This is a genomic window from Dokdonella sp. (assembly GCF_041395345.1).
GTDB lineage: Bacteria > Pseudomonadota > Gammaproteobacteria > Xanthomonadales > Rhodanobacteraceae > Dokdonella.
In genome coordinates this window covers 17,410-42,119 of sequence record NZ_JAWLAR010000015.1, presented here as the reverse complement: position 1 = coordinate 42,119, position 24,710 = coordinate 17,410, and the positions used below count along the sequence as shown (strand labels likewise).

Sequence of the window (24,710 nt, the reverse complement as noted above, 5' to 3'; positions counted from 1 at the left end):
CCGGATCGGGCCAGCATGTCCATGCAGCCAAGGCTGCGTTTCCCCCGCCGTTGGTCCAGTTTGGGCGCGCCCCGCCGTCAGCAGGGCGCGCCCCCTTTTTCAGTCGGCCGATTTCTCCGGCCGCGAAAAGTCGGCGCCCGGTTTCCACTTCGGGTACGTGGTTTCGTCGGCGAGCTTGCGGCCCACCGCATAGAGCGCTTCGAGATTGGAGATGACGCCACGGAAATCCCAGTTCGGATCGTAGTTGTCGGCGGGCTTGTGATAACGGTTGGTGGTGTAGTCGCTGCTCGCGGCACGACCGGCCGCTTCGCCACCGTCGACGAGATCGAGCCCGTCGCGGATATACAGCGCAGGTACACCGGCGCGTGCGTAGTTGACATGATCGGAGCGGAAGAAAAAGCCCTTCTCGGGTTCTTCGTCGCCGGTCACAACGCGCCCCTGCGCTGCGGCGGCTTCGCTGATGTAGTCGTCCAGTTCGGACTGACCAAGACCGAATGCCATGATGTTCCTGGACGGCCCTTCAATATGCATGGCGTCGATATTGATATTGGCTGCAATCTTTTCATGCGCAACCGGGGAGTGTGCGACCAGGTACTGGGCACCGAGCAGCCCGGATTCCTCCAGAGTCACTGCCGCGAAGTACACCGAACGTTGCGGTGGCGGTTGCTGCTGGGCGAAGGCCTCGGCGATTTCCATGATCGCGGCAACGCCGGTCGCGTTGTCGATGGCGCCGTTGTAGATCTGGTCGCCGCTGAGCGATTCATCCCTGCCGAGGTGATCCCAGTGCGCCGTGTAGACGATGGCTTCATCCGGGCGCTCGCTGCCGGGCAGGTAGCCGATCACGTTTTCCGAACTGGTCACGTCGATCTTGTTCTGGAACTTGACCGAGAGCCTGGCGTCGAGACTGACCGGCTTGAAACCGCGCAGGTCGGCGCTTTTCTTCAGTGCCGCGAAATCGGCACCGGCGGCGGCGAACAGGCGGGTTGCCGCCTCCTCGCTGAACCAGCCTGCGGTCTCCAGACGCGGTGCCGGATCCTCGCTGGCGGGCAGGGAGAGCTGGGTGCCGGTCCAGCCGTTCTCGACGACGGCCCAGGGATAACCCGCGCCGGCTGTTTCGTGGACGATGAACAGGGCCGCAGCCCCTTGTCGCGCGGCCTCTTCGTATTTGTAGGTCCAGCGGCCGTAGTAGGTCAGGGTCGGACCCTTGAACAGATCCGGATCCTGGTTGCCCCAACCCGGATCGTTGACCAGCACGATGACCGTCTTGCCCTTGACGTTGATGTCGGCATAGTCGTTCCACTCCGGTGTGGACACGCCATAGCCGGCGAACACGATGTCGGAGTTCTCCAGATTGACCTCGGTACTGCCATTCAGGGTGCCGACGACCATGTCGCTGCCGATGCCGAAACTGACCGAACTCGTGGATCCCTTCACGTCGACCTTGACGCTGCCGGGATCGAGCATTTCGGTCTGCATCATCGGTACGGTCTGGAACCAGCTCCCATCGATGCCCGGCTTGAGGCCGATGCGCTCGAACTGATCCTTGATATAGGCCGTGGTCATGCGCTCGCCGATCGTGCCGGGCTTGCGTCCCTCGAACTCGTCTGAGGAAAGCTTCTTCAGGCGCGCGGCAAAGTCCTCGGCGTTGATGGCGGCAGAAAACCGGCCTTCGGGTGTCGGTTGCACCGGCTCCGGCTTGTAGTCGACGACAGGCGTCGATTCGGTCACTGCGGGGGCGGGCTTGGCCGGTTCCTGCTGGTTGCAGGCGGCGAGGGTCAGGATGATCGTGCTGACCAGGGCGATGCGGACCATGGAGCAATCTCCGATTGTTGGGCAATCGGGGATCTTAGCAGCCTGACCCGAATGGCTCGAAAGCCGGGCTGGCCCGCAGCGCCTGTCCTTCTCGTTCCATGCGCGGCAAGGGCGCGCCATGCACGCCCCCATGCGCTGGATAACTCAGGGGTTTTCGCCGGAGAACTTCACCGGCGTGGCGCCGCGAACAGCCCCGATACTGGCGCTGTCGCTGACCAGCAGCTCGACTTCCCGTTCGAAGTCGAGTGAACCCTTGACCACGGCGCGCGGGCCGATAACGATGCGCGGCGGCTTGCTCGAACCGAAGTTGAACCAGTTGTTCGATTTCTCGACCAGGATGCCGCCATCGACGATGGAGTCGGCACCAATCTCGATATCGCCGCTGACGGTCTGGATGCGCCCGCCGACATGAGCCGAGCGCAGGCGAATGTCGCCGTTTACATTGGCCACATCGCCGCTGACGTCGCTGGCCTCCTCGAGGTCCAGGGATCCGTTTACCGTTTCGACATCCCTGGATACGCGCGTGTGGCTGCCAATCGTGATGCGCCCGTTGACCGTATCGGCGGATTCGACACTTGCGTTGTCACCGATATCGATGGAGCCATTCACGGTGGATACCTCGCTGGCCTGGACATTGTCACCGAGCCGGATCGAGCCGTTGACCGTAGTCAGCTCGCCGACCGTCTCGCCGGAGTCGATGCGGATCGAGCTGTTGACCTTGCTGATGTCGCCGTGGGCAAGCGCGCTGGTCGTGACCAGGGCCGAGCCGGCGACCAGCAGGGAAAGAACAAGTGAGCGCAGCATGGGGAAAACCTCCTGATGGGTTGCCGCTGCTTTGATGCGGATTGTCGCCGCACCGTTTAGAGCGTCGGCGTTTTCCCTGCAAGATCAACGGAGTCGGCCTGCATGCGACCGCGAAAGTGCCCCGGCCCACGCCGAGCCGGCCGTGACTTGCCCGCTTCCGGTACCATTTCGATACCTGCAAGGACTGCCCTTGCGCACCTACAAGCCCTGCTGCCCATGTCCCGACCCAAGCCTGTTCTCCTGCTGATTCTCGATGGCTGGGGCCATCGCGAGGAAACCGCCCACAATGCCATTGCCCTGGCGGACTGCCCGAACTGGCGGAAACTGCTGGCCGAATGCCCGCACGCCCTGGTCGACACGCATGGCTTGAGCGTGGGTCTCCCGGAGGGTCAGATGGGCAACTCCGAAGTGGGCCACATGAACATCGGATCAGGGCGAGTCGTCTATCAGGACCTGACCCGCGTCGATGCCGCGATTGCAGACGGCAGTTTTGAGCGCAACCCGGCGCTGCGCGGCGCCTGCGCCGCAGCGCGCGACAACATATCCTGCCTGCATGTATTCGGCCTGCTCTCGCCCGGTGGCGTGCACAGTCACGAGCAGCACATCCTCGCCATGATCGACCTTGCCGCCGCAGCCGGTGTCGAACGGATCGCCGTGCACGCATTTCTCGATGGCCGCGACACGCCGCCAAGAAGTGCCGCTGATTCGCTGCAACGCCTGCAGGCGAAATGCGATGAGCACCCGGCCGCGCGGATCGCCACCCTCAGCGGGCGCTACTTCGCCATGGATCGGGATCAGCGCTGGGATCGGGTCAAGCTGGCCTGCGAAGCCATCGTCGATGCGCGCGCGCCACACCAGGCTGCAACGGCAGCAGAGGGCCTCGAGGCCGCCTATGCGCGTGGCGAGAATGACGAGTTCGTTGTGCCAACCGCGATCGGCAACGGCATGCCCATGCAGGATGGCGATGCGGTCGTGTTCATGAATTTCCGAGCCGATCGTGCGCGCCAGCTCAGCCGTGTCTTTGTCGAGCCGGGGTTCAACGGATTCGTGCTCGAGCGCAAGCCCGCGCTGTCCGCGTTCGTGACCCTGACCGAATATGCCGCCGACTTGCCGGTCACCGGCATCGCCTTCGCTGCGGCCTCAATGGAAAACACGCTGGGTGAAGTGCTCGCCAAACGGGGTCTGACCCAGTTGCGCATCGCCGAGACGGAGAAATACGCCCACGTGACGTTCTTCTTTTCCGGCGGGCGCGAAGCGGCGTTCGACGGCGAACAGCGCATCCTGATTCCGAGCCCGCAAGTCGCCACCTATGACCTCAAGCCCGAGATGAGTCTGCCCGAGCTGACTGATCGCCTGGTTGCAGAGATTCGCGCGCACACCTTCGATTTCATTGCCTGCAATGTGGCCAATGCCGATATGGTCGGACACAGCGGCGTCGAGCCTGCGGCGATCAAGGCCGCCGAAGCGATCGATCTGGCTCTCGGCAGGATCGTCGAAGCCATCCGCGAAAGTGGCGGCGAGATGCTGATCAGCGCGGATCACGGCAACCTCGAGCAGATGGTCGATGACCGGGGCGTGGCGCATACCCAGCATACGGTCGGTCCGGTGCCGCTGGTCTACGTCGGTCGCAAGGCCAGGCTTCACAACGGAGCATTGCGCGATCTTGCGCCGAGTGTGCTGGCCTTGATGGGTATCGAGGCGCCTGCAGAAATGACCGGCCACAGTCTTGTCGAATTCATCGATTGATGTCGATCCGGATCCTGGCAGCGTTCGTCCTGTTCGTGGCTGTTGCTGCGCAGGCGCAGACTGCGGCTGAGGCGACCTCGGTCAGTGAAAAGGAAGCCCAGGCTCGCCTGGAGGCAGTACGCGCCGAAATCCGTGCATTGACTCTCGAGCTGCAGACCACCGACAGCGAGCGCAGCGAAGCGACCCGATCCCTGCGTGAGCTTGAGGTCGCCATAGACGCGAGCCTCGGCGAAGTGCGTGCCATTGAAGAGCAGTTGCGTGTCCAGCAGGAGAAGCTGGCAGAGCTCGAGTTGCGCCGGTCGCGATTGTCGGAAACGCTGGCCGCACAACGAAAGGCGCTGGCCGTGCTGTTGCGCTCGGCCTATGCGCTCGGACGCAGCGAGGAGTTAAAGCTCCTGCTGCAGCAGGAAGATGTCGGGGAAATTGCGCGCGTGCTGGCCTATCACCGCTATTTCCAGCGCGCCCGTGTCGAGCGTATCGATGATCTGCTTGAGGATCTGAACCAGTTGGCCGAAGTGCAACTGGCGATTGAAAAGCAGAACGCCGAGCTGGATGCCACCCGAATGCGCAGCGAAGAGGAAGCGGAAATCCTGCGTGGACAACGTGGCGAACGCGAGGCCTTGCTGGCCGAGCTCGACCAGAAACTGGACGCCCAGCAGTCACGTCTGGCGCTGATGGCCAAGGACGAGAAGGGACTGCTCAGGCTGCTCGAGCAACTTCAGGACGTATTTGCCGACATTCCTGAACAACCGGACGGCGCGGAACCGTTCGCCCGTCTGCGCGGTCAATTGGAGATGCCGGTCGAGGGCAAGATCCTGGTCCGCTTCGGCGGCAATGACGAAAATGGCAGGCGCCTGTCGGGCTGGTTGATTGGCGCGCCGAGTGGCACCACGGTCAAGGCCATCGCCCGCGGCCGCGTCGCCTACGCCGATTGGTTGAAAGGCTACGGCATGCTCCTGATCCTCGATCACGGCGATGGCTACATGAGCCTGTATGGATACAACGAATCGCTGCGCAGGGACGTCGGTGACTGGGTATCCGCCGGCGAAACCATCGCCACCAGCGGATCCAGCGGTGGCCAGCGATCCGCGGCCCTGTATTTCGAGCTGCGCCAGCAGGGCAAGGCGATCAATCCAAAATCCTGGCTGCGCTAATCCGCGGCCCACTCGCGCTATGATCGGCGCGACCCTATCGAGGTTTTTCCGATGTACCTGCGTTTCCCCGCTTTCCTGCTGATCCTGGTCAGCGCACTGATGTTTGCTCCTGCCACGCAGGCGGCAGATCCACCCGTCGTGGGCGACAAGCCGGATGACGCGCTGCAGGAATCCGCGGCCGAGCAAGCGGTCGAGGCCAGGGAGGCGCCGACGGTGCCTGGCCAGATCAGCCTGGATGACGTGCGCAAGTTCACTGCGGTGCTGAGTCTGGTCAAGCAGGCCTATGTCGAGGAAGTCGATGACCACGCGCTGATGCAGGCGGCCATTCGGGGCCTTCTGGTCGGACTCGATCCGCACAGCGAATATCTTGAAGCGGGGGAACTCAGCCAGCTCAATGAGGACACCTCGGGCAGCTATGTCGGACTCGGGATCGAGGTCACGACCGTGGACGGTGCCCTGCGCGTCATCGCTCCCATAGACGACACGCCCGCGGCGCGGGCCGGAATCCGGTCTGGCGACTCCATCCTGCGCATCGACAATGTGCCGATCGCGGCCGAAAACCTGAACGATGCCGTCGACATGCTGCGCGGCCCGGTCGGTACCGAAGTCAGTCTGTCGATCCTGCGCGAAGGCAGCAATCTGCCCCTGGAAATCAAGCTCAAGCGCGAAACGATCCGTGTTGCCAGTGTGCGTGGCCGCATGCTCGAGCCCGGCTACGCGTATTTGCGCGTCAGCCAGTTCCAGGCCGAGACCGGCGCCGATCTGCGCAAGCGCATCGCGCGTCTGCGCAAGGACAATGGCAAGCCTTTGAACGGAGCCATTCTCGATCTGCGCAGCAATCCCGGCGGTCTGTTGACCTCGGCGGTCGAAGTCAGCGATCTGCTCCTCGACGCCGGTGGCATCGTCACCACCAAGGGTCGCATCCGCGAAGCCGAAATGGCGTTCCGCGCAACTCCTGGCGATGCGCTTGAAGGCGCGCCACTGGTCGTCCTGATTGACAATGGCAGTGCCTCGGCCGCGGAAATTGTCGCCGGTGCGCTGAAGGACAACCACCGTGCCCTGCTCATGGGTCGGCGCAGCTTCGGCAAGGGCTCGGTGCAGACCGTGCTCTCGCTGGACGACGAGAATGCGCTGAAACTGACCACGGCCCGCTACTACACGCCCAGCGGAGTCTCGATCCAGGCTTCGGGCATCCAGCCGGACATCGTGCTTGCCGATCTGGCCTTGAGCGAAAACGAGGGCCAGGCGCTGTCCGGCATCAGTGAACGCGATCTGCGCAATCACCTGAAGGGCGAAGGGGGCGTAGACGACGAGCCCGCGCCCGTCGTGCTGAGCCCGGTCCGATCCGGTGCACCCAGCGACTACGCCCTGAGCGAGGCCCTGAATGCGCTCAAGGCCATGGCCTTGCAGCGCCGCCAGAATCCCCCGGCGGCCACATCGACGGGCCAGGGCAAGGGCTGAACGTGGGAGAATCCGCGTGTGTCGGTGGCGAAGGGCACCCATTCGGCTGTCCACGCGGTAAACTTGCGGATTATTCGACCCGTCGCCCCGTTCGCAGGCGACTTGCCCCGGTTTCGATGAGAGGTATTGAGGAATGAAGAGTCGCAATCTCGCAGCCGCCCTGTGCTGCCTTGGTGGATCCCTGATCGCCACGGCATCCATGGCCCAGCAGATTTACAGCAACGGACCCTTCATCACGAACCCCGGCGCCCATGTGCCCAGCGGGGATGTAAGCCTGGCCCAGGATGTCACCTATCCGGGCTATACCGCGCTGGGCATCAATGCGGGCCCGAATTTTCGCCTGGCCGACGACTTCTTCGTCCCCTTGACGCACATCTGGACCGTCGACAGCGTCACCTTGTACGCCTACCAGTTTGGCAGCGATGGAGCCGCCTTTACCGATGCGCGCGTGAACATCTGGATCGGCGTGCCGGATGGCTTTGGCAGCTTCAAGGTGTTTGATGGCGAGGACACGAACCAGCTCGTATCGACCACGCCGGTCGCTTACCGCACCGCACAGTCCTTCGCGGCACCGTTCTCCAATTCCGATCGGCGTGTGGTTGCCCTGACCCTCGAGATCCCGCCTCTCGAACTGACACCCGGGCAGTACTGGCTCGACTGGCAACTGAAGGGTCCGGATGCAGGGACCAGCGTATTCACGCCGCCGGTCAGCATCATCGGCCAGCCCTACACGGCTGTCGACGGTTTCGCCCGCAAGAAGTGCCCGACCAGCGTGGAAGACCCGAACGACAGTTGCGCCACCTCGCCAGGCGCCTGGCAGCTTTTCGAGAATGGCACGTCTCCGTATCTGGTCGACATGCCGTTTGCTGTCAACGGCATCGACCTGGTCAATGTGATCTTCGCAGACGGCTTCGATACACCCGATCCGCCCGAGCCCTGAGGCGTGTCGCGGCGGGAATCCGCGGACGCTGCCTCAGCTTGCGATGACTGCCGGCCTCGGCAACACTGGGTTCCCAGGCCCAGTCCCCGTCTTGCCGACTGATGCAGCAATCCACTGTCGAAATGGCCAGCCATTATGTGCACGTGCGCGTGTTGCTGGGCATGGTCGTCGGTCTCGGGCTGACTCATCTTATTCGCAACCTTGCCCGCATCATTGATCGACCGGTTCGTCTCAAGGCCTACTGGATCCATCTGTTGTGGGCGATTTCGATGTTCGTCTACCTGCTGCACTTCTGGTGGTGGGAGTTCCGCCTGGCCCACACGGTGGAATGGACCTTCGAGATCTACCTGTTCGTCACGGTCTACGCCTTGCTGCTTTACCTGCTCTGCACGATCCTGTTTCCGGAAGTGCTGGATTCCGGGCAGGACTACCGCAGCTTGTTCTACGATCGACGCGTGTGGTTCTTCAGCCTGCTTGCGCTGGCCTACCTGGTCGATTTCGCCGACACCTGGATCAAGGGTGAGGAGTACTTTCGCGCTGCAGGGAGCGAGTACCTCATACGCAACCTGAGTTATGTCGTGCTTTGCGCAATCGCCATGGCCACGCGCAATCCGATCTACCACGGCGTTTTTGCAATCGCAGGCCTCGCCTACCAGTTTTCCTGGATCATTCGGCAATTCCAGACGCTCAGCTAGACACCCTGGCGACAGAAATCTTCCTCGCCTCCTCGCAACACTCGCGTCGCCGCTTCGTGGTTGCCTCTCAGTCGGCCGTGGCCAGGGCAACGGCGACGCGTGCTACAAGCGCCGGCCAGGATTCGCCAGCGGCCTTGCGGAACAGGCGCGCGCTCGGGTACCACGCGCTGGATTGGCCGGTCATTCCCCAGCGCCAGTGGGAATCGCCGCCAAGCAGGATCCAGACCGGCTTGCCCATTGCGCCGGCCAGATGCGCGATGGCCGTGTCCACGGTGATGACCAGGTCGAGCTGTTCGACAAAGGCTGCGGTGCGCAAGCCAGTGCGCATTTCCGGCTCCAGATGGGTCACGCCGTGGGCCTTCAGGCGTTCGACTTCGCCGCCCGTGACAGACATCTGCAGGCTGAAGTACTCCGCGCCACGCGCTTGAACCAAGGGCAGCATTTGCTCGAGGGTCATCGAATGATCGCGCTCATTCTTGTGCATGGCGCCGTCCTTCCAGACCAGGCCGATGCGCCGGTCGCCGGGCAACGGGTGCGCTTTCGCATGCTGCGCGATGCGCACGTAGGGCGCTGTCATCGGGAGTGGATCGGGCAGGCCCAGTCGCAGGGGCAGGCTCATCAGCGGAACAAAGCAGTCGAAGCGGTCGCGCGCGATGTCTCCGGGACCGCGGCTTTCATCGATCCCGTCCACACTTGCAGCCAGTTCGACGAGGTGATCGGGGCCGACATAGATCAGCTCCCGGCAACGCGCGCGGGCGAGTCGCAGGTAGCGCCAGAACTGGATGTGGTCGCCATCGCCCTGCTCGCTGTGCACCAGCAGCCGCCGATTCGTGATGTCCTCGCCTTGCCATTGCGGCTGCGGAGACCTGAACGGCCTGAAGCCGGGTAGTTGCCAGCGCCATTCGTATTCAGCCCAGGCCTCGGCAAAGCGGCCCAGCTTGAGCAGGATCAGCGCACGATTGAAATGCGCGAGAGCGAACTGGCTATCCACTTGCAGGGCGCGTTGCAGATATTCCAGCGCACTGTCCTGATCGCCGATGCGCGAATGACACAAGCCCAGGCGATTGAGCACGTCGGCGTTGGCGGGGTGCAAGGCCAGGGCGCTCTCCAGCATGCCGATCGCATCCCGCCATTGTTCCGCGTCGAACAGGCAACGTCCGAGCTGCTGGCGGGCCTCAACTTGCTGCGGATGCTGGTCGACGATGGTTCGATACGCGGCCATGGCCTGCTCGAGTTCGCCGCCGGCATGAAGTCGGAGGGCCTCGGCCAGTGCTTCCTGCAGGGGATCTGCCGGCGCAATCAGGTGCAGCGATTCGACCGGCAACTCAAAGGAACTGGCGAGCAGGGGCGAGCTCGAGTCGAGCACGGTCGGTGAACGATGCGGCAGCAGTTGAACATCGAAGATCTCGTGCATATCGCCGATGAACTTGAGGAAACCGACCACGCAGCCCGCCTCGATGTCGACAAGGTAGATGCCGCAGTGGCGTTCGCTGACGCGCTCGGTCAGCGGCAGGCCGGCAAAGATGGCCGATTCGCGCACTTTGGAGAGGCCGATCAGGGCATGGCGGCCGACGAAAGCGAGCCCGCGCGTGAAACCAGGCAGCTCGACCACGGTGCTGATCTTGCCATGGTCATCAACACGCTTGAGGCAGCCTTCTCCGGAGGCCAGGAACCAGAGCCGGTCGCGATACCAGCGCGGTGAATGCGGCATGCACAGTCCGTCAACGACGATCGAATCGTCCTCGATATCCATGATCTGTCCGCTGCTCGCCTTGTCGCGGCGCCAGCTGCCGGGCGCGTTGCCATGTCCGAGCATGCTCACGTAGCGCGGCCGCCCGTTGCGGAAGCCGAGACCGTTCAGATGGCAGCGATCGAGCAGGTCGTAGTGGCTGATGAAAGGCGGCTTCCAGCGCGGCACGATGCTGCTGTCCGCGGCGAGCGTGCACAGGCAGGACATGCGCGTGTTGATCAGCCAGAGTTCGCCATCGGCGTCGTACCCCATCTCGTGGATATCGATATCGCCGGTGACGTGCGTGGCCCGATGCAGATAGACGGCATCGTGCCGACCCGGCGCGATCTTCTCGCCGACAGCCGGCAGGTTGCGAAAGGTCTCGACACGGTGCGCGTCGCCGACGCTCAGGCGGGTTCCGCCATCCACGGCGATACCCATCGGCTTGCGCATCGGCATGAAGTGCGTGTTCGCGCCCTGTTCCTGCGGTCGCAGCAGGACAAGCTGGCCGGCCTCATAGGTGGAAACCGCGAGTGAAACGCCAGCCTTGCGCAGGAACCCGGCGAAGCTCTCGGTGTGCTGACTGGCAAACGGCTGCATGATCTGGGCGTTGTCTCGGATGCGTCAGCTAGGTCTCGGTCAAGCGGCTGGTCGAGACCACGACTGCAGCCGGCAGGGCCGAAATGGCAGCGCTAACAACGCCTCGGACAGGAGGCATGATTCGCGCCGCGCACGATGCCAGCAACGCGATCAGCCGATGCCCGGTGCGATCTTGAACGAGCAACCGGTCTTCGCCTTGACGTCCTCGAGGCTGACGCCCGGATGCAGCTCGGTCAGGGTCAGGCCACCGCCTTCGGCGACATCGAATACGCATAGATTGGTGATGATCATGTCGACGCAGGCCTTGCCGGTGAGCGGCAACTCGCAAGCCTTGAGGATCTTCGGCGAGCCGTCCTTCGCGGTGTGCTCCATCAGCACGACCACGCGCTTGACGCCGGCGACGAGGTCCATCGCGCCGCCCGGACCCTTGACCATCTTGCCCGGCACCATCCAGTTGGCGAGGTCGCCGTTCTCGGATACTTCGAGGCCGCCAAGAATTGAAAGATCGATGTGGCCACCGCGGATCATGGCGAACGAGTCGGCGCTGGAGAAGAAACTGCTGCCAGGAATCGTCGTGATGGTCTGCTTGCCGGCGTTGATCAGGTCGGCATCGACGGTGGCCTCGGTCGGGAAGGGACCAATGCCGAGCAAGCCGTTCTCCGATTGCAGGGTGACGCTGACGCCGTCCGGGATGTAGTTGGCCACGAGGGTCGGAATGCCAATGCCCAGATTCACGCAAAAGCCGTCGCGCAACTCCCTGGCCGCACGCTTGGCCATCAGTTCACGTACCGGATTTTCCTTTCCACTGGGTGCGGCACCGGAAAGGGTGCGGAATTCGATGCGCTTCTCGTACTTTTCGCCCTGGATGATGCGGTCGATGTAGATGCCGGGCGTGTGGATCTGATCTGGCTCCAGCGTGCCGGTTTCGACCAGCTCCTCGACTTCGGCAATCGTGGTCTTGCCGCATGTCGCGATCATCGGATTGAAATTGCGTGCGGTCTTGCGATAGATCAGATTGCCGAACTTGTCGCCCTTCCAGGCCTTGACGATGGCAACCTCGGCCTTGATCGCCGGTTCGAGCACGTAGTCGACACCGTCGAACGCCTTGGTCTCCTTGCCTTCGGCGAGCCGGGTTCCGTAGGCCGTGCGCGTGTAGAAGCCGGGGATGCCAGCTCCACCGGCGCGAAGCCTTTCGGCCAGCGTGCCCTGCGGTACGAGTTCGAGTTCGAGTTCGCCGGCGAGTACCTGGCGCTCGAATTCCTTGTTCTCGCCGACATAGGAGGCGATCACCTTCTTGACCTGGCGGGTCTTCAGCAGCGGGCCCATGCCGAAGTCATCGACGCCGGCATTGTTGCCGACAATGGTCAGGCCCTTGGTGCCGGCATCGAGCAGTCCCTGAATCAGGTTTTCCGGAATGCCGCAGAGGCCAAACCCGCCCGCGGCAATGGTCATGTTGTCGGACAGCAAGCCTTCGAGGGCTGCGTTGGCGTTGGCATAGACTTTCTTCACGTGAAATCCTTTGAGGTTCGAGCCGGTGTGTTCGCCCAAGCGGTATACAGAGTCAAGCGATTGCTGGGTCAGGCGGCGAGCGTAGTACGGACCTGAAGCCGGTTCAATGCGACTTTCGGGCAAATGCGATGCGCCAACGCAATGACGCTCTGCAAGACACGGACTGCAGCATCTTGCGCGAATGCGACGGGATCAGGAAGCATTATGGCACTTGTCAAAAACCATGGAGCCGACCAGGGCCAGGCCGCGAGCAGGGAACCACCTAGATCTGCTTGCTCCAGCGCAATTCGGCGACACCGATCGGCGGGGCGAAGCTGTCGGCGCGAGCGCTGGTCCAGAACTGCTGGAAGACGGCATGTTTCGGAACAGCATCGAGCAGGTCACCTGGCTTCAGGAACGAGTACAGCGCGCCAAGCGAGCGAATCTCCTTGCCAGAAACCCGGCGAATGATGTGTTCCGGGCCCAGTTCACCCGGATGCGCCAGGCCAGCGGCACCGATCAGTTCAGCGAGCGCGCGCAATGTGTTCTGGTGAAAATTCATGACCCGATCGGCCTTGCTCGGCACGTCGAGCGCGCGCCAGCGTTTCTGATCCTGGGTCGCAACGCCGGTCGGGCACTTGTCGGTATGACAGGTTTGCGACTGGATGCATCCCAGTGCGAACATGAAACCGCGTGCAGCGTTGCACCAGTCCGCGCCCAATGCCAGCGTGCGCGCAATATCGAATGCGGTGATGATCTTGCCGGCGGCGCCGATACGGATGTCCTTGCGCAGGTTGAGCCCGACCAGGGTGTTGTGCACTAGCATGAGACCCTCGCGCATCGGCACTCCGACATGATCAATGAATTCCATCGGTGCGGCCCCCGTTCCTCCTTCACCCCCATCGACGACGATGAAATCGGGCAGGATGCCGGTCGTCTGCATAGCCTTGGCAATGCCGAACCATTCCCAGGGATGGCCGATCGCAAGTTTGAAGCCAACCGGCTTTCCGCCGGACAGCTCACGCAGGCGCTGAACAAAACGCAGTAGACCTTCCGGACTGTCGAACGCGGAGTGGCGCGCCGGAGAAATGCAGTCTTCGCCTTCGGGCACACCGCGTGTTTCGGCAATTTCCCGAGTGACCTTGGCACCCGGGAGCATGCCGCCGTGACCCGGCTTGGCGCCCTGGGAGAGCTTGATCTCGATCATCTTGACCTGGTCGAGGACGGCACGTTCGGCGAACTTCTCCTCGCTGAAAACGCCGGCCGAGCTGCACGCGCCGAAGTAGCCCGAACCCAGCTCCCAGACCACGTCGCCGCCGTTCTCGCGATGGTAGACGGAGAGCGAGCCTTCGCCAGTATCGTGGTAGAAGCCGCCGCGCCTGGCACCGGCGTTGAGTGCGAGGATTGCGTTCGGCGAAAGCGATCCGAAGCTCATTGCCGAAATATTGAAGACGCTGGCTGAATACGGTTTCGTGCACTGCGGACCACCCACCGGAACGCGGAAGTCATGGTTCTCGACATGCCTGGGAAGCACCGAGTGATTGATCCACTCGTAGTTCGGCTCGTACATGTTCCGCTCGCTGCCGAACGGGCGCGTTTCCTGCGCCTGCTTGGCGCGCTGATAGACGATCGAGCGTTGATCGTGCGAAAACGGCACCTCGTCGTTGTCGCCCTCGACGACGTACTGACGCATCATCGGCCGGATCGCTTCCATCAGGTAGCGACCGTGCGCCGAGATCGGGAAGTTTCGCCGGAGCGTGTGTCGCCGTTGCAGCAGATCCCACAGTCCGACCCCGGTCAGGGCGGTCGCCGGCACGCAAATCCAGGGCCAGATTCCGCCCTCCTTCCAGAACAACGCGCTGATGACGGCGGCGATCAGCGCAGCAGAAAAAATCCAGTAGCGACTTGGCAGGATGGAACTCAAGGCGGCAACCCCCTTTCCGGCGACGTGCCGAGGATAGCGGATTGCGGAATCAGGGCGAGGTTTTCGGAAGGATCCTGAAGATCACGCGTTCGTTGAAGGGTTCGCCGAGCACGCGCGTGGGATAGCCGCGCGCATTGAGCATGGACTCCAGCTCGGGCCATCGCTTCTCCTTGCAGATGTAGATCGCGGCCTGGTCGTTGTCGTCCAGTTCGGTATCGAGTTCGCTGTCGTACTCGCCGCCGATCAGGGAGGGATGAAGCGGATCAATGGAGACCTTGTCGACCCTTGCGCCAAGATGCAGGTGAATGCCGTAGCGAGCCATGTCCTCGACAAACACCAATTCCTCGACCTTTTCCGTGGTTCGCTCGCGAATCGCGTCGGCCCAGCTTTCGGCATTCTTGTGCGTGGGCCAGAATGCGCTGGCGAGGCGCAGACCGATCAGGGCGACCATCCACAGGCCCAACCAGTGCAGCTGTGGAAACGCCTTGCCGTCGAGACGCATCTGGCGCGCAACAATCAGGGCCAGCGGCGTGAACAGCGGCAGCAGATAGAGCGGCAGGCGCGACCTGGCCAGGCAGAACACGATCAGCGGCAGGGCAACCCAGAGAAAAAGCATCAGTCCAGTCGAATCGCTGCCGCGCAGTTCGGGATCGCGCCAGGTTCTGAAGGTCGTCCCGAGCGATCGCAGCCAGCGCCACAGCAGCCAGGTCCAGGGCAGGCTGCCGAGGATCAGGGTCGGCGCGTAGATCTGCAGCCAGCCGTACCATTCGCCATGGCGGCCCAGGTCGGCGCTGGCAACCCGATCCACTATTTCCTTGTGCAGAAAATAGTCGAGCAGGCCAGGCTGGCTCTGCAAGACTGCGATATACCAGGGAAACGCTACGCCAGCGAAGACCAGCAGGCCACTCCAGTGGAAGGCGGAGCGACCCGCGGATGCTGGAAGAAGGCGGGTGCTGGCAATGATGACCAGCAAGGGAAGCAGGGCGGGAGGTCCCTTGATCATGAATCCGAGTCCGAATCCCAGCCACATCAGCCATACCCAGCGCAGGGAAATCGCAGGATTGCCGAATCGGGATTCGATCCAGGCCATCATGGCGACGCTCAATGCGGCGGCCAGCAGAAAGTCCGTGGTCACCAACTGGGCTGCACCGAAGGGCAGGAACATCGTCGCGTAGATCAATGCAGCCTTGTTCTCTTCGCCCGGCATGAGGCGTCTGGCAATTCGCCAGACCATCCAAATGCAGACAAGGTAGGCGAGCGCAATCGGCAGGCGTGCGGCCCAGGCGTTGTAACCGAAAGCGGCAACGCTTGATGCGATCACCCAGTAGGTCATCGGGGGCTTGGTCCAGTGGCCGATGTGCTCGTTGCGCTTCGGGTGCATCCAGTCGCCACTCTCGAGCATGTTCAGGGCTACATTCGTGTAGCGACCTTCGTCCGGGTCCCAGATCGGCCGCGTGCCGAGAAAGGTGAAGGCCAGCAGCAGGACAGCCACTGCAGTCAGAAGCAAGGAGGGTGGCGCCGGATTTCGCATCAGTAATCCTCGGGTTCCGCGAGCGCGTACCGGCTCCGACCGGCACACTGCGGCTCACGTTCCAGTTGGTGGGATGGTAAGCGTGATCTGGCCGGATTCGGCCTGACTCTCGTCAATGGACCAGCCCATGTTGGCAGCGAGTCTGCCCACCAGAGTGGCGCCAAGCTGGGTGTCGGTCGATTGATCGCGCTGGATGCTTTCGGCTTTCCGGTTCGAGCCCATCGCATGACGCAGCGTGATCGTGTTCGCTCCGGCAATGACATCGAGTTTGCAGGCTTGCTCGCTCCGACCCAGACGTCGGACGAGTCCGCGAAGAACCAGCGCGCCCTCGCGAGGTTTCAGAGACAATCGGGATTGCTCTACATGCAGGCTTAGTTGGTACCGGTCGGTCAGATCGGCGAGGCTCTCCTGCAACCAGGCCTTGGTATCGACTTCTTCGAGCGAGCTGGAGATTCCCCTGGCCTGCCTGAGCATCACGTCCAGCAGGTCGGTCAGGGTCTCGACCCCGCGGTCCAGCCGGCGCAACCGTTCTCGCGACGCGTTGCCAAGTTGCTCATCCTCCAGCAGCAGCTCGGCAGCACCGCGGACAACAGACAACGGTGTGCGCAATTCGTGGCTGGCATCGGCGAAGAACTGTCGTTCGCGATCTTCCGATAGCACGAGTCGGGCCTGGTAGCCGTCGATGGCGCTGGCCAGGCGACCCAATTCGTCGTTGGCCATGTTTTCGGCCAGATGGGTGCGCTCGGCGCGAACCGGCAACGCCTCGACGGCTTCGGCCAACCGCCGTACGGGTGCGATCGTCCTGCCGGCCAGAATCCAGACCAGCCAGGCGACAATCGCGGTGCCGGAAACCACGATACCGGCCAATACGGTCTCGAGATAAAGCTCCAGCGTCTCCACTTCCTGCATGTCGATAACGAGGTACAGCCGATCGCCAGCGAGGTCGAAGACGCCCACGAAAATGTCCAGATCCTCGCCTGTTTCCCACTCCTGGATGCCCAGCGGCAGCTCGGCAAAGTCGGCTGGCACGTTGCCACTACCATCTGCGTGGCGCAGGTATCCCTGCAGCAGGCGCGATCGCGGCATGGGAAGTTCGTTCTCCGGATCACGCGCGTGGCGATCACGCAGATCCTGCGCGAGGCCGTTTATCATGCCTTCGGCCATGACGGCTTCGTAGTGTTCGGTGATGAAGATCGTGGCGGTGGCAAACAGCAAGCTGAGTACGCAACCGAGCAAGGCGAAGGCCAGGGTCACATGCCGGCGCAGCGATGCCGGCCGCATCTTCATGGCTCGACGCACAAGCGATAACCAATACCGTGAATCGTCTGCAACATGCTTGAACCGAACGGCCGATCGATGATCGCGCGCAATGCGCTGACATGGGTATGCAATGCGGCGAAGCTGCCGCCTTCCTCTCCCCAAAGTGCGTGCAGCAAGTCCTCACGGCGCAGGACTTTCGGTGATTCGCGCATCAGCAATGCGAGAATCCTGCCTTGTGCGACGGTCAGAGGCATCGATTGTCCTGCTCGTCTGGCCAGCATGGTCGCTGGCGCGTAGGCCAGATCGCCAACCTGCAGCTGCGCATCGGCAGGCGGCAGGCCCCGTCTGTGCAGAACGCCAATGCGCGCCTCGAGCTCATGCAAGGCAAACGGCTTGACCATGTAGTCGTCTGCACCTACTTCGAATCCGGCCAGGCAATCCTCAAGCGTGTCGCGAGCCGTCAACATCAGCACCGGCACGCCATCGCCGGCCGCACGCAAGCGCCTGCACAGCTCAAGTCCGTCCAGGCGCGGCAGGCCAAGATCCAGCACGATTACGTCAATGCCGCCTTCAAGCGCGCGCGCAAGGCCACGCTCGCCATCGACGACGTGGTCAATCACGTGGCCACGACGCTCGAGGAAATCCCAGATGTTGCCGGCGATATCACGCTCGTCCTCGACAAGGAGGACCTTGAGCGGACCGAAACTACTCGCAATCTTCTTGCCGGTGCGATGCCCCGACTGTGTGGCTTGTGACCGCATTACCCCTCGCTATCCGGTTCGATCAAGCAGATGCCGCTATCCGTCATGGCTGGCCTGGCAGTCATGGGTATTCACTTTATGCATGAATCCTCGTTTCGCACTCCTGTGTCAAATCTTAGGCTTGAGTTAAGGCAGCGCTGAATTCGTCGCTTCCGATCATCCCAATGCAGGGTTGAAGCGCTTTACAGCAGCCAAACGGCTGGTCATCCAGTCGCGCCGTTGATTTCCAAAGAAAAGCAGGCACGGCATCCGGCCTGCGCTGGAATGACGGCTTGTCGTCCGCCCCCGTGTTTCAGGCTTGCACTGCGTCGCCGGGTCTGGCGCAATCCGGAGTGGCAGGCTGCGCGCTCCTGGCACACGATTCGGGGGGCGACCGCAGGGAAGTCAGGCTCCATCCATTCCAGGGCGACAATCCATCGATGAGCGCATCAAGCCAGAATAGCCCGCGCCATCTCTACCTGTGGGTACTCGGGGCCATCATCCTGGGGGGCGGTATCGGCCATTTCCTGCCCGATACCGGCATCCAGCTCAAGCCGCTCGGTGACGGCTTCATCGCCCTGATCAAGATGCTGATCGGGCCGATCATCTTTCTGACCGTGGTCATCGGCATCGCAGGGGTTTCCGATGTCAAGAAGGTCGGACGCGTAGGTGTCAAGGCGATTCTCTATTTTGAGGTCGTCTCGACGATGGCCCTTGTCCTGGGCCTGCTCGTGGTCAATACCCTGAAGCCGGGCGCCGGGTTCAACGTGGATCCGGCCACGCTCGATGGCGAAGCGGTGGCCCGCTACGCAAACCAGGCCAGCGAGCGCAGCGGCACGCAGTTTCTCCTCGATATCATTCCGAAGACGTTCCTTGATGCCTTCAGCGGGCAGGGCGACCTGCTGCAGGTGCTGTTGGTCGGATTGCTGTTCGGCTTCGCCCTGATCGGAATCGGCGAGCGCGGCAAACCGGTGCTGGAATTCCTGCAGAGACTTTCGCAGGTCTTTTTTCGCATGATGGGCATGATCATGCGCCTTGCGCCGATTGGTGCCGGTGCTGCCATGGCCTTCACGATCGGCAAGTACGGAGTCGACAGCCTCGGGCCACTGGCCCGATTGATGGGCAGCTTCTACCTGACGTGTGTGCTGTTCGTGGTCTTCGTGCTCGGTGCCATCGCCCGATTCAGCGGCTTCAGCATCTTCAGGTTCCTGCGCTATATCCGCGAGGAGCTGCTGCTCGTGCTCGGCACCTCGTCGTCGGAAACCGTGCTCGTGCCGATGATGCAGAAGCTCGAACGACTCGGCTGTTCAAAATCGGTGGTCGGCCTGGTCATTCCCAGCGGCTACTCGTTCAATCTCGATGGCACCAACATCTATCTGACCATGGCCGCGATCTTCGTCGCCCAGGCGCTCAACGTCGAACTGAGCCTGACCCAGGAGCTGACCCTGCTGGCCGTGGCCATGCTCACATCGAAAGGTGCATCGGGTGTAACCGGCGCCGGATTCATCACGCTGGCGGCGACGCTGACCGTAGTGCCCAGCGTGCCGGTTGCCGGCCTCGCCCTGATCCTCGGCATCGATCGCTTCATGAGCGAGGCCCGTGCGCTGACCAATCTGGTTGGCAACGGTGTTGCGACGATCGTCGTCGCGCGCTGGGAAAACGAGCTCGATCGCGATGCATTGGCGCGACAACTCGAGGCGGGTCCCGATCTGCCGGATGCAGTCGACATGCAGCCAGTCGCCGCGCGGGAAGGCGAGTGAACGCATTACCACGCCATGTGCGCCACGGCGCGCGTGGGCGCGGCCTAGCTTTCGTGCTGCTCGCGCTGCTGTCGGGTGCATGCCTGGCGGACGAGGCACGCGTGCTCGGCAAGGGTATCGTTTCGACCGCTGCCGTCGAATACGGCGCAGCAGTCGATCCGATCAATGGCGCGCTCTATTTCGTTCGAACCGATGCGCCGTGGGGAACACCGGGTTGCGGTCGTATCCTGGTCAGCTTGCCGAACGAAGCCGAGTGGAGCGAGCCGTCGGATTTTCTCGCCGGCAATGATGTCTGTTATGGCGATCCGTTCGTATCGCCGGATGGACAACAGTTCTTTTTCACCTCCAATGCCCATGAAGATCCCGAGCGCAGCGATGATGACATCTGGTCCATGCGTCGAACCGCGAGCGGCTGGAGCAAGCCGGCGCGAGTGGATGGCCTGAACTCGACCGCCGCCGAATTCAGTCCGGTGTCGACCCGCTCGGGAACACTCTACTTCGCGTCGGACCGGCCAGGCGGTTCGGGTAGCGGTGATCTCTGGCGGGCAAGGCGACTGGGGACTCGCTACGCGCAGCCGGAAAATCTGGGAACCAGCGTCAATTCGGAGCACGGCGAATGGAACCTGTTCGTCGATCCGGAGGAGGAATATCTGCTTTTCGAATCATCCGGTCGAGCCGGTGCAATGTCGGCTGCTGGTGATCTTTATCGGTCATGGCGCCGCGGCGACAGCTGGTCTGTGCCGATGCCAGTCGTATCGATCAACACCAGTCAAAGCGAGTTGATGCCGCGCCCGTCGCTGGATGGCCAACTGCTCTACATTGCTCGTTCGAATGCTCAGGGTGGCGCAGACATCCTTGAAGTGCCCGTCAGCCTGGTTCTCGAAGGGCGCGAGAGTGCGTTCTGACGGGATCCGCATTGGCGTGGCGCAGACAGTCCGACAGAATCAAGAATTCTGAAGGGGTCTGGCATTGCGGGGAGTGGAGCCCCATGCCTTTTGGCGCTGTCGCTGGGTGGCTTGCCATGTATCAATACCGCCAGCACTCCCGCTCGCTGCCCTGGAGACGCTCCATGAACGCTGCATTCAAACTGATTCAGTCGGTATGGTTTGCCCTCCTGCTGCTCTGGAGTTCCGTGATGAGCGTACACGCCGATGAATCCGACAAGCCTGCTCAGTCAGCCATGCCTGACTGCACGACGCCGAAGCACCAGAAGTTGCGCATGCTGCTCGGCAAATGGACCGTCACCGAAGACGGCAAGGTGGTGGGCCACAATACGCTGACCCCGGTGTTCGGTGATTGCGCCGTGCGCGAGGAGTGGAAATCCGAAGGCGGTTCGGATGGAACCAGCCTGAGCTTCTACGATTCCCAGCTCGATATCTATCGGCAGACCTGGATCGACAGCAACGGCATCGTGCTCGAGCTGAGCGGCCAGTTCGATGGTGATTCCCTGGTGCTTGAAGGCAAGCGGCCATCGGTCAGGGAGCCCGGCACAACCGTGCACCACAGGATCCGCTGGAGTCCCAACGAGGACGGCGGATTCCAGCAGGTCTGGACCGTCAGCAGCGACGGCGGCAAGACCTGGAAACAGATCTTCAACGGCAAGTACGCCAGATAGCGAGTTGGGGTGCCTTGCACCTGCAATCGGGCGTGAAGCACGCGAAGGTCCGCTCCGGCCAACGTACGCAGCTGGGTTATACTCCCGCCGCGGTTCGCCCCGGTGCCGTTACCCGGGCTTAGAAGCTGCCGAAAAAGACTTGCAACGCGCCCGTAGCTCAGCTGGATAGAGTACCGCCCTCCGAAGGCAGTACTCAGTCTTCGGATATAATGCGCGGCCGGACACGAGGCCATTACTCGGCTTTCTGCCCGTTCAAGAAAAAAGTCGTTTAGATACGCGCCCGTAGCTCAGCTGGATAGAGTACCGCCCTCCGAAGGCGGTGGTCGGGGGTTCGAATCCCTCCGGGCGCGCCAACCCCCTCGTGACTCTTTCGTGGCCACCTTCGTGACCCGGCTAATTGGCGTTCAACTGCCTTTGAGTAAAGGCTCCGAGGCATGCCTTGCGGGGTGCGTCTCCAAATGCTGAATGTAGTACCTGCTCTTGCTCGTCTGGCGAGGTGCGTGCACCGGCACATGTTGATCGGCGCACCGATTGAGCATGGTGTAGTTGCCAATCAGAGCGATCCGGAAACCGCTCTTGTCTGCTTCCGCACTGTAGTGAGCTAGAATCGCGGCAGGCTCAGATGGTGTCCTCATGCCTCAATCAATAGCCCTGCCCGAAGAGCTCGAAGAAGTATTTCGCAGCCTTGAATCGGCTCTCGACGCACAAGGTGCGATACCGTTTGGATTCAAATTCGATCACTGGCGCGGCGAGTGGCTAAAGCGACCTCAGCCAGCACTTGGTGGATCGCGACCAACAGATCTTATGATTACCCCAGACGGCATCAGGTCCGTACGGAGGGTTCTCGGGGCAATTATTGGTGGCGCATACCAGTAACCCAGTTTGCTTAATTGCTCACTGGCCGCAAACGGCGCCTCCACTCTCGCGCCTGTATGTTGAAGTCACTTTTCCTACGCGACATCCCTTGCCCCGAGCGAGGCTGCAGACTATATGCAATTGATTGGGCCTGAGTCGCCCAAATCTGGAATCGACTCCCCCCAACAAGAATAGAGGTCAATGAAGCAATGCCAGACGATTCGGACCGTTGGCCATGAGGTGCGGCAGAGCATGACTGAGACCCAATCAGCATGGATCGATGACCAGACGTGGAAGACGCGCTGGGTGAAACTCAAGGAGTTGGATGGTGGCGGCCAAGGCGAAGCCTATCGCGCGCGACGTCGGTCCGACGGGAAGATCGGTTTCCTTAAGATCATCAAATCGAAGAATGTTCCCGAGCGTCGGGCTCGCTTCTTCCGCGAGGCGACTGCCTATGACAGCTTCGGTGTCGATGGCATTCCTAAGCTAATAGAGAGCAACCCACATCGACACGTGGACGGCACTGCCTTTCCTTTCATCGTGATCGAATTCATCGATGGAACCACTCTGCGGTCATGGCGCGCTTCGCAAGCATCGGTGTCGATCGAGACGGCTGTGACGATTACATCGCGCCTGCTCGATATCCTTCAGGCTTGCCATGCGCAGGGGTGCGTCCATCGCGACGTAAAGCCCGACAACATCATCCTCGAAGGCGGCTCCCCGGCGCGCGTCTGGTTGCTCGATTTCGGGATCAGCTATCACGATCTCACCGACATCGACTTCCAGACCGAGCACTGGCAGGAGGTCGGCAACCGTTTCCTGCGGCTTCCCGAGTTGTCGGCCGGCAGCCTGTCGAAACAGGATCCGAGGTCGGACATCTGCTTTGCTGCGGGTATCCTCTTCTTTCTGCTGACCGGCGACCCACCCGATGTGCTTGAAGACAGCGAGGGCCGAATGCCGCACCAACGAACGGCCGCGATGACAAAGCTCCAGAACGTCGCATCGCCTCGACTCGCGAGTCTCTTGGCACTCGGTGAGTTCAACTTCGAAGCGCAACACCGATTCGGTGAAGTGGCCCAGGTGCGCTAGCCTGCGCGACTTCACCGGCAAGTGGAGTTGCACATGCGATATACGCACCTGAGCCAATACGAACGCTACCAGATTCAGCGGCTGTTTCGTGCAGGCGTTTCGATCCGCTGGATCGCCCGGGTCATTGAACGATGTCCCAGTACTGTCAGTCGCGAGCTGCGGCGCAACGCGGGCACAGGTCAGTATCGGTCTGCCACGGCACAACACTTCAGCGAGCAGCGGCGCAATCGTGCCAGCGCCGTACCTCGGATCAGTCTGAGCGAATGGCGCAGAGTCGATGAGTGCTTGCGTGAGGGCTGGAGTCCTGACCAGATCGCAGGCAGTGGCGAGGTCGCTGTCAGTCATGAGCGCATCTACTTGCACATCGCACGGGACCGTCAACGCGGCGGAAGCCTCTGGAAGAGCCTGCGGCGCCGTCGAAAGCAACGTCGCAACCGTTGTGGAAAGCCCCGGGATCGCCAACGTTTCGGCGGTCGCCGCATTCAGGAACGTCCGGCCATCGTCGAGACCCGCCAACGCCTTGGCGATTGGGAAGGCGACACGATCGTCGGCAAGGGTAGAGCTCGTATCGTCACACTGGTGGATCGCAAGAGCGGCCTGCTCCGAATGCGACGAGTCGCCAGCGGCGCATCCGATCCAACCCGTCACGCCATCCTCAAAGCGCTGAAGCCCCTTATGCCCAGGGTGCATACATTGACTTGGGACAACGGCAGTGAGTTCGCGGAGCACGCCCTGATCGACGCCGCCCTGGGGGCAACCAGCTTCTTTGCCGATCCCTTCTCAGCCTGGCAACGTGGCAGCAATGAGAACACCAACGGTTAGGTTCGCCAGTACTTCCCCAAGGGCTGCGATCTCGCTTCATTCTCCAACGCGGAAATTCAACGCATCGAAGACAAGATCAATCGACGACCACGAAAGCGGTTAGGATTCAAAACACCAGAATTCGTGTTCTACCGTTCCTTCAACCGTGTTGCGCTTCAGAGTTGAACTCGCCCTCTTCGATGAGGCTTTTGCCACGCGCTTTGTGAACCGCTTCGCCACCGTGCAAGCGATGTGCGAACGAATGGACAGGATGATGCAAAATCAATCACACGGATCATCGGCCGACGAGAATCTGGCCGCGCTCCGCGAAGTACTCGACACCTCCGCCAGCCGCCGGCTGAAGGCAACGATCACGATGCTCAGTGACGCACTGAGGGAGGTGCAACAGGTCTTCAATCAAATGCAGCAATCCATCGGCGGTAGTCTGTCAATTACTCAGACTGGCTGGGGCGTCACCGGCGAAATCGGTCGAAACACATTGTTTTGGTCGCAACAGGGATCGACCGACCGCATTTTGTCGGTCATCTATGAGGCCGTGCCCGCTGGTGAGGAGCTTCTCCTGCGCATGTCGGGCGAGACCGTTTATCGCACCGACCTTAGTGCGCCGAACTATAGTGATGATTTTCAGACCGCGATCCAGACATGGCTGGCCGCCCGGCTCCGCGCCGCTCTTAGTTAGTTCATT

20 protein-coding genes and 1 tRNA gene are annotated in these 24,710 nt (G+C 61.9%); 13 read left to right on the top strand and 8 right to left on the bottom strand.

The window, feature by feature from the left end; translation table 11 throughout:
- Window positions 1-99: 99 nt before the first annotated feature.
- Both R3F00_RS13815 and R3F00_RS13810 read right to left on the bottom strand, forming a co-directional pair.
- Window positions 100-1,812 carry a M28 family metallopeptidase gene (locus R3F00_RS13815; RefSeq protein ID WP_371282382.1) on the bottom strand — a complete coding sequence of 571 codons (1,713 nt, stop codon included), beginning with the start codon at window positions 1,810-1,812 and terminating at the stop codon, window positions 100-102.
- Between the two features lie 144 nt (window positions 1,813-1,956).
- The gene (locus R3F00_RS13810; RefSeq protein ID WP_371282381.1) at window positions 1,957-2,616 is read right to left on the bottom strand and encodes a hypothetical protein; all 660 of its coding nucleotides are present in this window, start codon (window positions 2,614-2,616) and stop codon (window positions 1,957-1,959) included.
- Between the two features lie 216 nt (window positions 2,617-2,832).
- Here R3F00_RS13810 and gpmI point away from each other — a divergent pair, with 216 nt between their 5' ends.
- From gpmI to R3F00_RS13785, 5 genes are all read left to right on the top strand, one after another.
- Window positions 2,833-4,362: a 2,3-bisphosphoglycerate-independent phosphoglycerate mutase gene (gpmI, locus tag R3F00_RS13805; protein WP_371282380.1), complete on the top strand. Its 1,530-nt coding sequence runs from the start codon at window positions 2,833-2,835 to the stop codon at window positions 4,360-4,362.
- Complete coding sequence (locus R3F00_RS13800; protein ID WP_371282379.1) at window positions 4,362-5,516, top strand: murein hydrolase activator EnvC; 1,155 nt, start codon at window positions 4,362-4,364, stop codon at window positions 5,514-5,516. Before gpmI ends, R3F00_RS13800 begins: the two co-directional genes overlap by 1 nt.
- Window positions 5,517-5,567: 51 nt before the next feature.
- Window positions 5,568-6,977 carry a S41 family peptidase gene (locus R3F00_RS13795; protein WP_371282378.1) on the top strand — a complete coding sequence of 470 codons (1,410 nt, stop codon included), beginning with the start codon at window positions 5,568-5,570 and terminating at the stop codon, window positions 6,975-6,977.
- Between the two features lie 133 nt (window positions 6,978-7,110).
- Entirely contained in the window at window positions 7,111-7,917 is an 807-nt protein-coding gene (locus tag R3F00_RS13790; protein WP_371282377.1) for a hypothetical protein, read from the top strand.
- A gap of 101 nt (window positions 7,918-8,018) precedes the next feature.
- Window positions 8,019-8,612 carry a hypothetical protein gene (locus R3F00_RS13785; protein WP_371282376.1) on the top strand — a complete coding sequence of 198 codons (594 nt, stop codon included), beginning with the start codon at window positions 8,019-8,021 and terminating at the stop codon, window positions 8,610-8,612.
- A gap of 67 nt (window positions 8,613-8,679) precedes the next feature.
- Here the strand turns inward: R3F00_RS13785 and R3F00_RS13780 are convergent, their stop codons facing one another.
- From R3F00_RS13780 to R3F00_RS13755, 6 genes are all read right to left on the bottom strand, one after another.
- On the bottom strand, window positions 8,680-10,941 hold the full coding sequence (locus R3F00_RS13780; RefSeq protein WP_371282375.1) for a TIGR03032 family protein: 2,262 nt from the start codon (window positions 10,939-10,941) through the stop codon (window positions 8,680-8,682).
- Between the two features lie 150 nt (window positions 10,942-11,091).
- Window positions 11,092-12,450: a 3-oxoacid CoA-transferase gene (locus R3F00_RS13775; protein WP_371282374.1), complete on the bottom strand. Its 1,359-nt coding sequence runs from the start codon at window positions 12,448-12,450 to the stop codon at window positions 11,092-11,094.
- Window positions 12,451-12,712: 262 nt separating this feature from the next.
- The gene (locus R3F00_RS13770) at window positions 12,713-14,344 is read right to left on the bottom strand and encodes an FMN-binding glutamate synthase family protein (protein ID WP_371282442.1); all 1,632 of its coding nucleotides are present in this window, start codon (window positions 14,342-14,344) and stop codon (window positions 12,713-12,715) included.
- A gap of 58 nt (window positions 14,345-14,402) precedes the next feature.
- Complete coding sequence (locus tag R3F00_RS13765) at window positions 14,403-15,884, bottom strand: ArnT family glycosyltransferase (protein WP_371282373.1); 1,482 nt, start codon at window positions 15,882-15,884, stop codon at window positions 14,403-14,405.
- A 54-nt stretch (window positions 15,885-15,938) separates the two neighbouring features.
- On the bottom strand, window positions 15,939-17,171 hold the full coding sequence (locus R3F00_RS13760; RefSeq protein WP_371282372.1) for a sensor histidine kinase: 1,233 nt from the start codon (window positions 17,169-17,171) through the stop codon (window positions 15,939-15,941).
- Window positions 17,168-17,905, bottom strand: coding sequence for a response regulator transcription factor (locus tag R3F00_RS13755; RefSeq protein ID WP_371282371.1), 738 nt, complete (start codon window positions 17,903-17,905; stop codon window positions 17,168-17,170). The genes R3F00_RS13760 and R3F00_RS13755 overlap by 4 nt, the downstream gene beginning before the upstream one ends.
- Window positions 17,906-18,324: 419 nt before the next feature.
- Between R3F00_RS13755 and R3F00_RS13750 the strand changes: the two genes are divergently transcribed.
- From R3F00_RS13750 to R3F00_RS13715, 8 genes are all read left to right on the top strand, one after another.
- Entirely contained in the window at window positions 18,325-19,644 is a 1,320-nt protein-coding gene (locus R3F00_RS13750) for a dicarboxylate/amino acid:cation symporter (protein ID WP_371282370.1), read from the top strand.
- Window positions 19,641-20,549, top strand: a complete 909-nt coding sequence (locus R3F00_RS13745) for a hypothetical protein (protein WP_371282369.1) — start codon at window positions 19,641-19,643, stop codon at window positions 20,547-20,549. Before R3F00_RS13750 ends, R3F00_RS13745 begins: the two co-directional genes overlap by 4 nt.
- Before the next feature lie 164 nt (window positions 20,550-20,713).
- The gene (locus R3F00_RS13740; RefSeq protein WP_371282368.1) at window positions 20,714-21,259 is read left to right on the top strand and encodes a DUF1579 family protein; all 546 of its coding nucleotides are present in this window, start codon (window positions 20,714-20,716) and stop codon (window positions 21,257-21,259) included.
- 276 nt (window positions 21,260-21,535) lie between these two features.
- Window positions 21,536-21,612 (top strand) — tRNA-Arg (locus R3F00_RS13735).
- Window positions 21,613-21,892: 280 nt separating this feature from the next.
- On the top strand, window positions 21,893-22,135 hold the full coding sequence (locus R3F00_RS13730; RefSeq protein WP_371282367.1) for an antitoxin Xre/MbcA/ParS toxin-binding domain-containing protein: 243 nt from the start codon (window positions 21,893-21,895) through the stop codon (window positions 22,133-22,135).
- Window positions 22,136-22,366: 231 nt separating this feature from the next.
- Complete coding sequence (locus R3F00_RS13725) at window positions 22,367-23,203, top strand: serine/threonine protein kinase (protein ID WP_371282366.1); 837 nt, start codon at window positions 22,367-22,369, stop codon at window positions 23,201-23,203.
- Between the two features lie 33 nt (window positions 23,204-23,236).
- Window positions 23,237-24,025, top strand: coding sequence for an IS30 family transposase (locus R3F00_RS13720; RefSeq protein ID WP_371282365.1), 789 nt, complete (start codon window positions 23,237-23,239; stop codon window positions 24,023-24,025).
- Between the two features lie 145 nt (window positions 24,026-24,170).
- Window positions 24,171-24,704: a hypothetical protein gene (locus R3F00_RS13715; protein ID WP_371282364.1), complete on the top strand. Its 534-nt coding sequence runs from the start codon at window positions 24,171-24,173 to the stop codon at window positions 24,702-24,704.
- Window positions 24,705-24,710 lie beyond the last annotated feature (6 nt).

Coding starts and splice junctions, on each gene's coding strand:
- R3F00_RS13780 (WP_371282375.1), bottom strand. CDS start 10,941: ATGCAGCCGTTTGCCAGTCAGCACACCGAGAGCTTCGCCGGGTTCCTG.
- R3F00_RS13800 (WP_371282379.1), top strand. CDS start 4,362: ATGTCGATCCGGATCCTGGCAGCGTTCGTCCTGTTCGTGGCTGTTGCT.
- R3F00_RS13790 (WP_371282377.1), top strand. CDS start 7,111: ATGAAGAGTCGCAATCTCGCAGCCGCCCTGTGCTGCCTTGGTGGATCC.
- R3F00_RS13810 (WP_371282381.1), bottom strand. CDS start 2,616: ATGCTGCGCTCACTTGTTCTTTCCCTGCTGGTCGCCGGCTCGGCCCTG.
- gpmI (WP_371282380.1), top strand. CDS start 2,833: ATGTCCCGACCCAAGCCTGTTCTCCTGCTGATTCTCGATGGCTGGGGC.
- R3F00_RS13815 (WP_371282382.1), bottom strand. CDS start 1,812: ATGGTCCGCATCGCCCTGGTCAGCACGATCATCCTGACCCTCGCCGCC.
- R3F00_RS13765 (WP_371282373.1), bottom strand. CDS start 15,884: ATGCGAAATCCGGCGCCACCCTCCTTGCTTCTGACTGCAGTGGCTGTC.
- R3F00_RS13750 (WP_371282370.1), top strand. CDS start 18,325: ATGAGCGCATCAAGCCAGAATAGCCCGCGCCATCTCTACCTGTGGGTA.
- R3F00_RS13795 (WP_371282378.1), top strand. CDS start 5,568: ATGTACCTGCGTTTCCCCGCTTTCCTGCTGATCCTGGTCAGCGCACTG.
- R3F00_RS13740 (WP_371282368.1), top strand. CDS start 20,714: ATGAACGCTGCATTCAAACTGATTCAGTCGGTATGGTTTGCCCTCCTG.
- R3F00_RS13725 (WP_371282366.1), top strand. CDS start 22,367: ATGACTGAGACCCAATCAGCATGGATCGATGACCAGACGTGGAAGACG.
- R3F00_RS13755 (WP_371282371.1), bottom strand. CDS start 17,905: ATGCGGTCACAAGCCACACAGTCGGGGCATCGCACCGGCAAGAAGATT.
- R3F00_RS13760 (WP_371282372.1), bottom strand. CDS start 17,171: ATGAAGATGCGGCCGGCATCGCTGCGCCGGCATGTGACCCTGGCCTTC.
- R3F00_RS13730 (WP_371282367.1), top strand. CDS start 21,893: ATGCCTCAATCAATAGCCCTGCCCGAAGAGCTCGAAGAAGTATTTCGC.
- R3F00_RS13720 (WP_371282365.1), top strand. CDS start 23,237: ATGCGATATACGCACCTGAGCCAATACGAACGCTACCAGATTCAGCGG.
- R3F00_RS13785 (WP_371282376.1), top strand. CDS start 8,019: ATGCAGCAATCCACTGTCGAAATGGCCAGCCATTATGTGCACGTGCGC.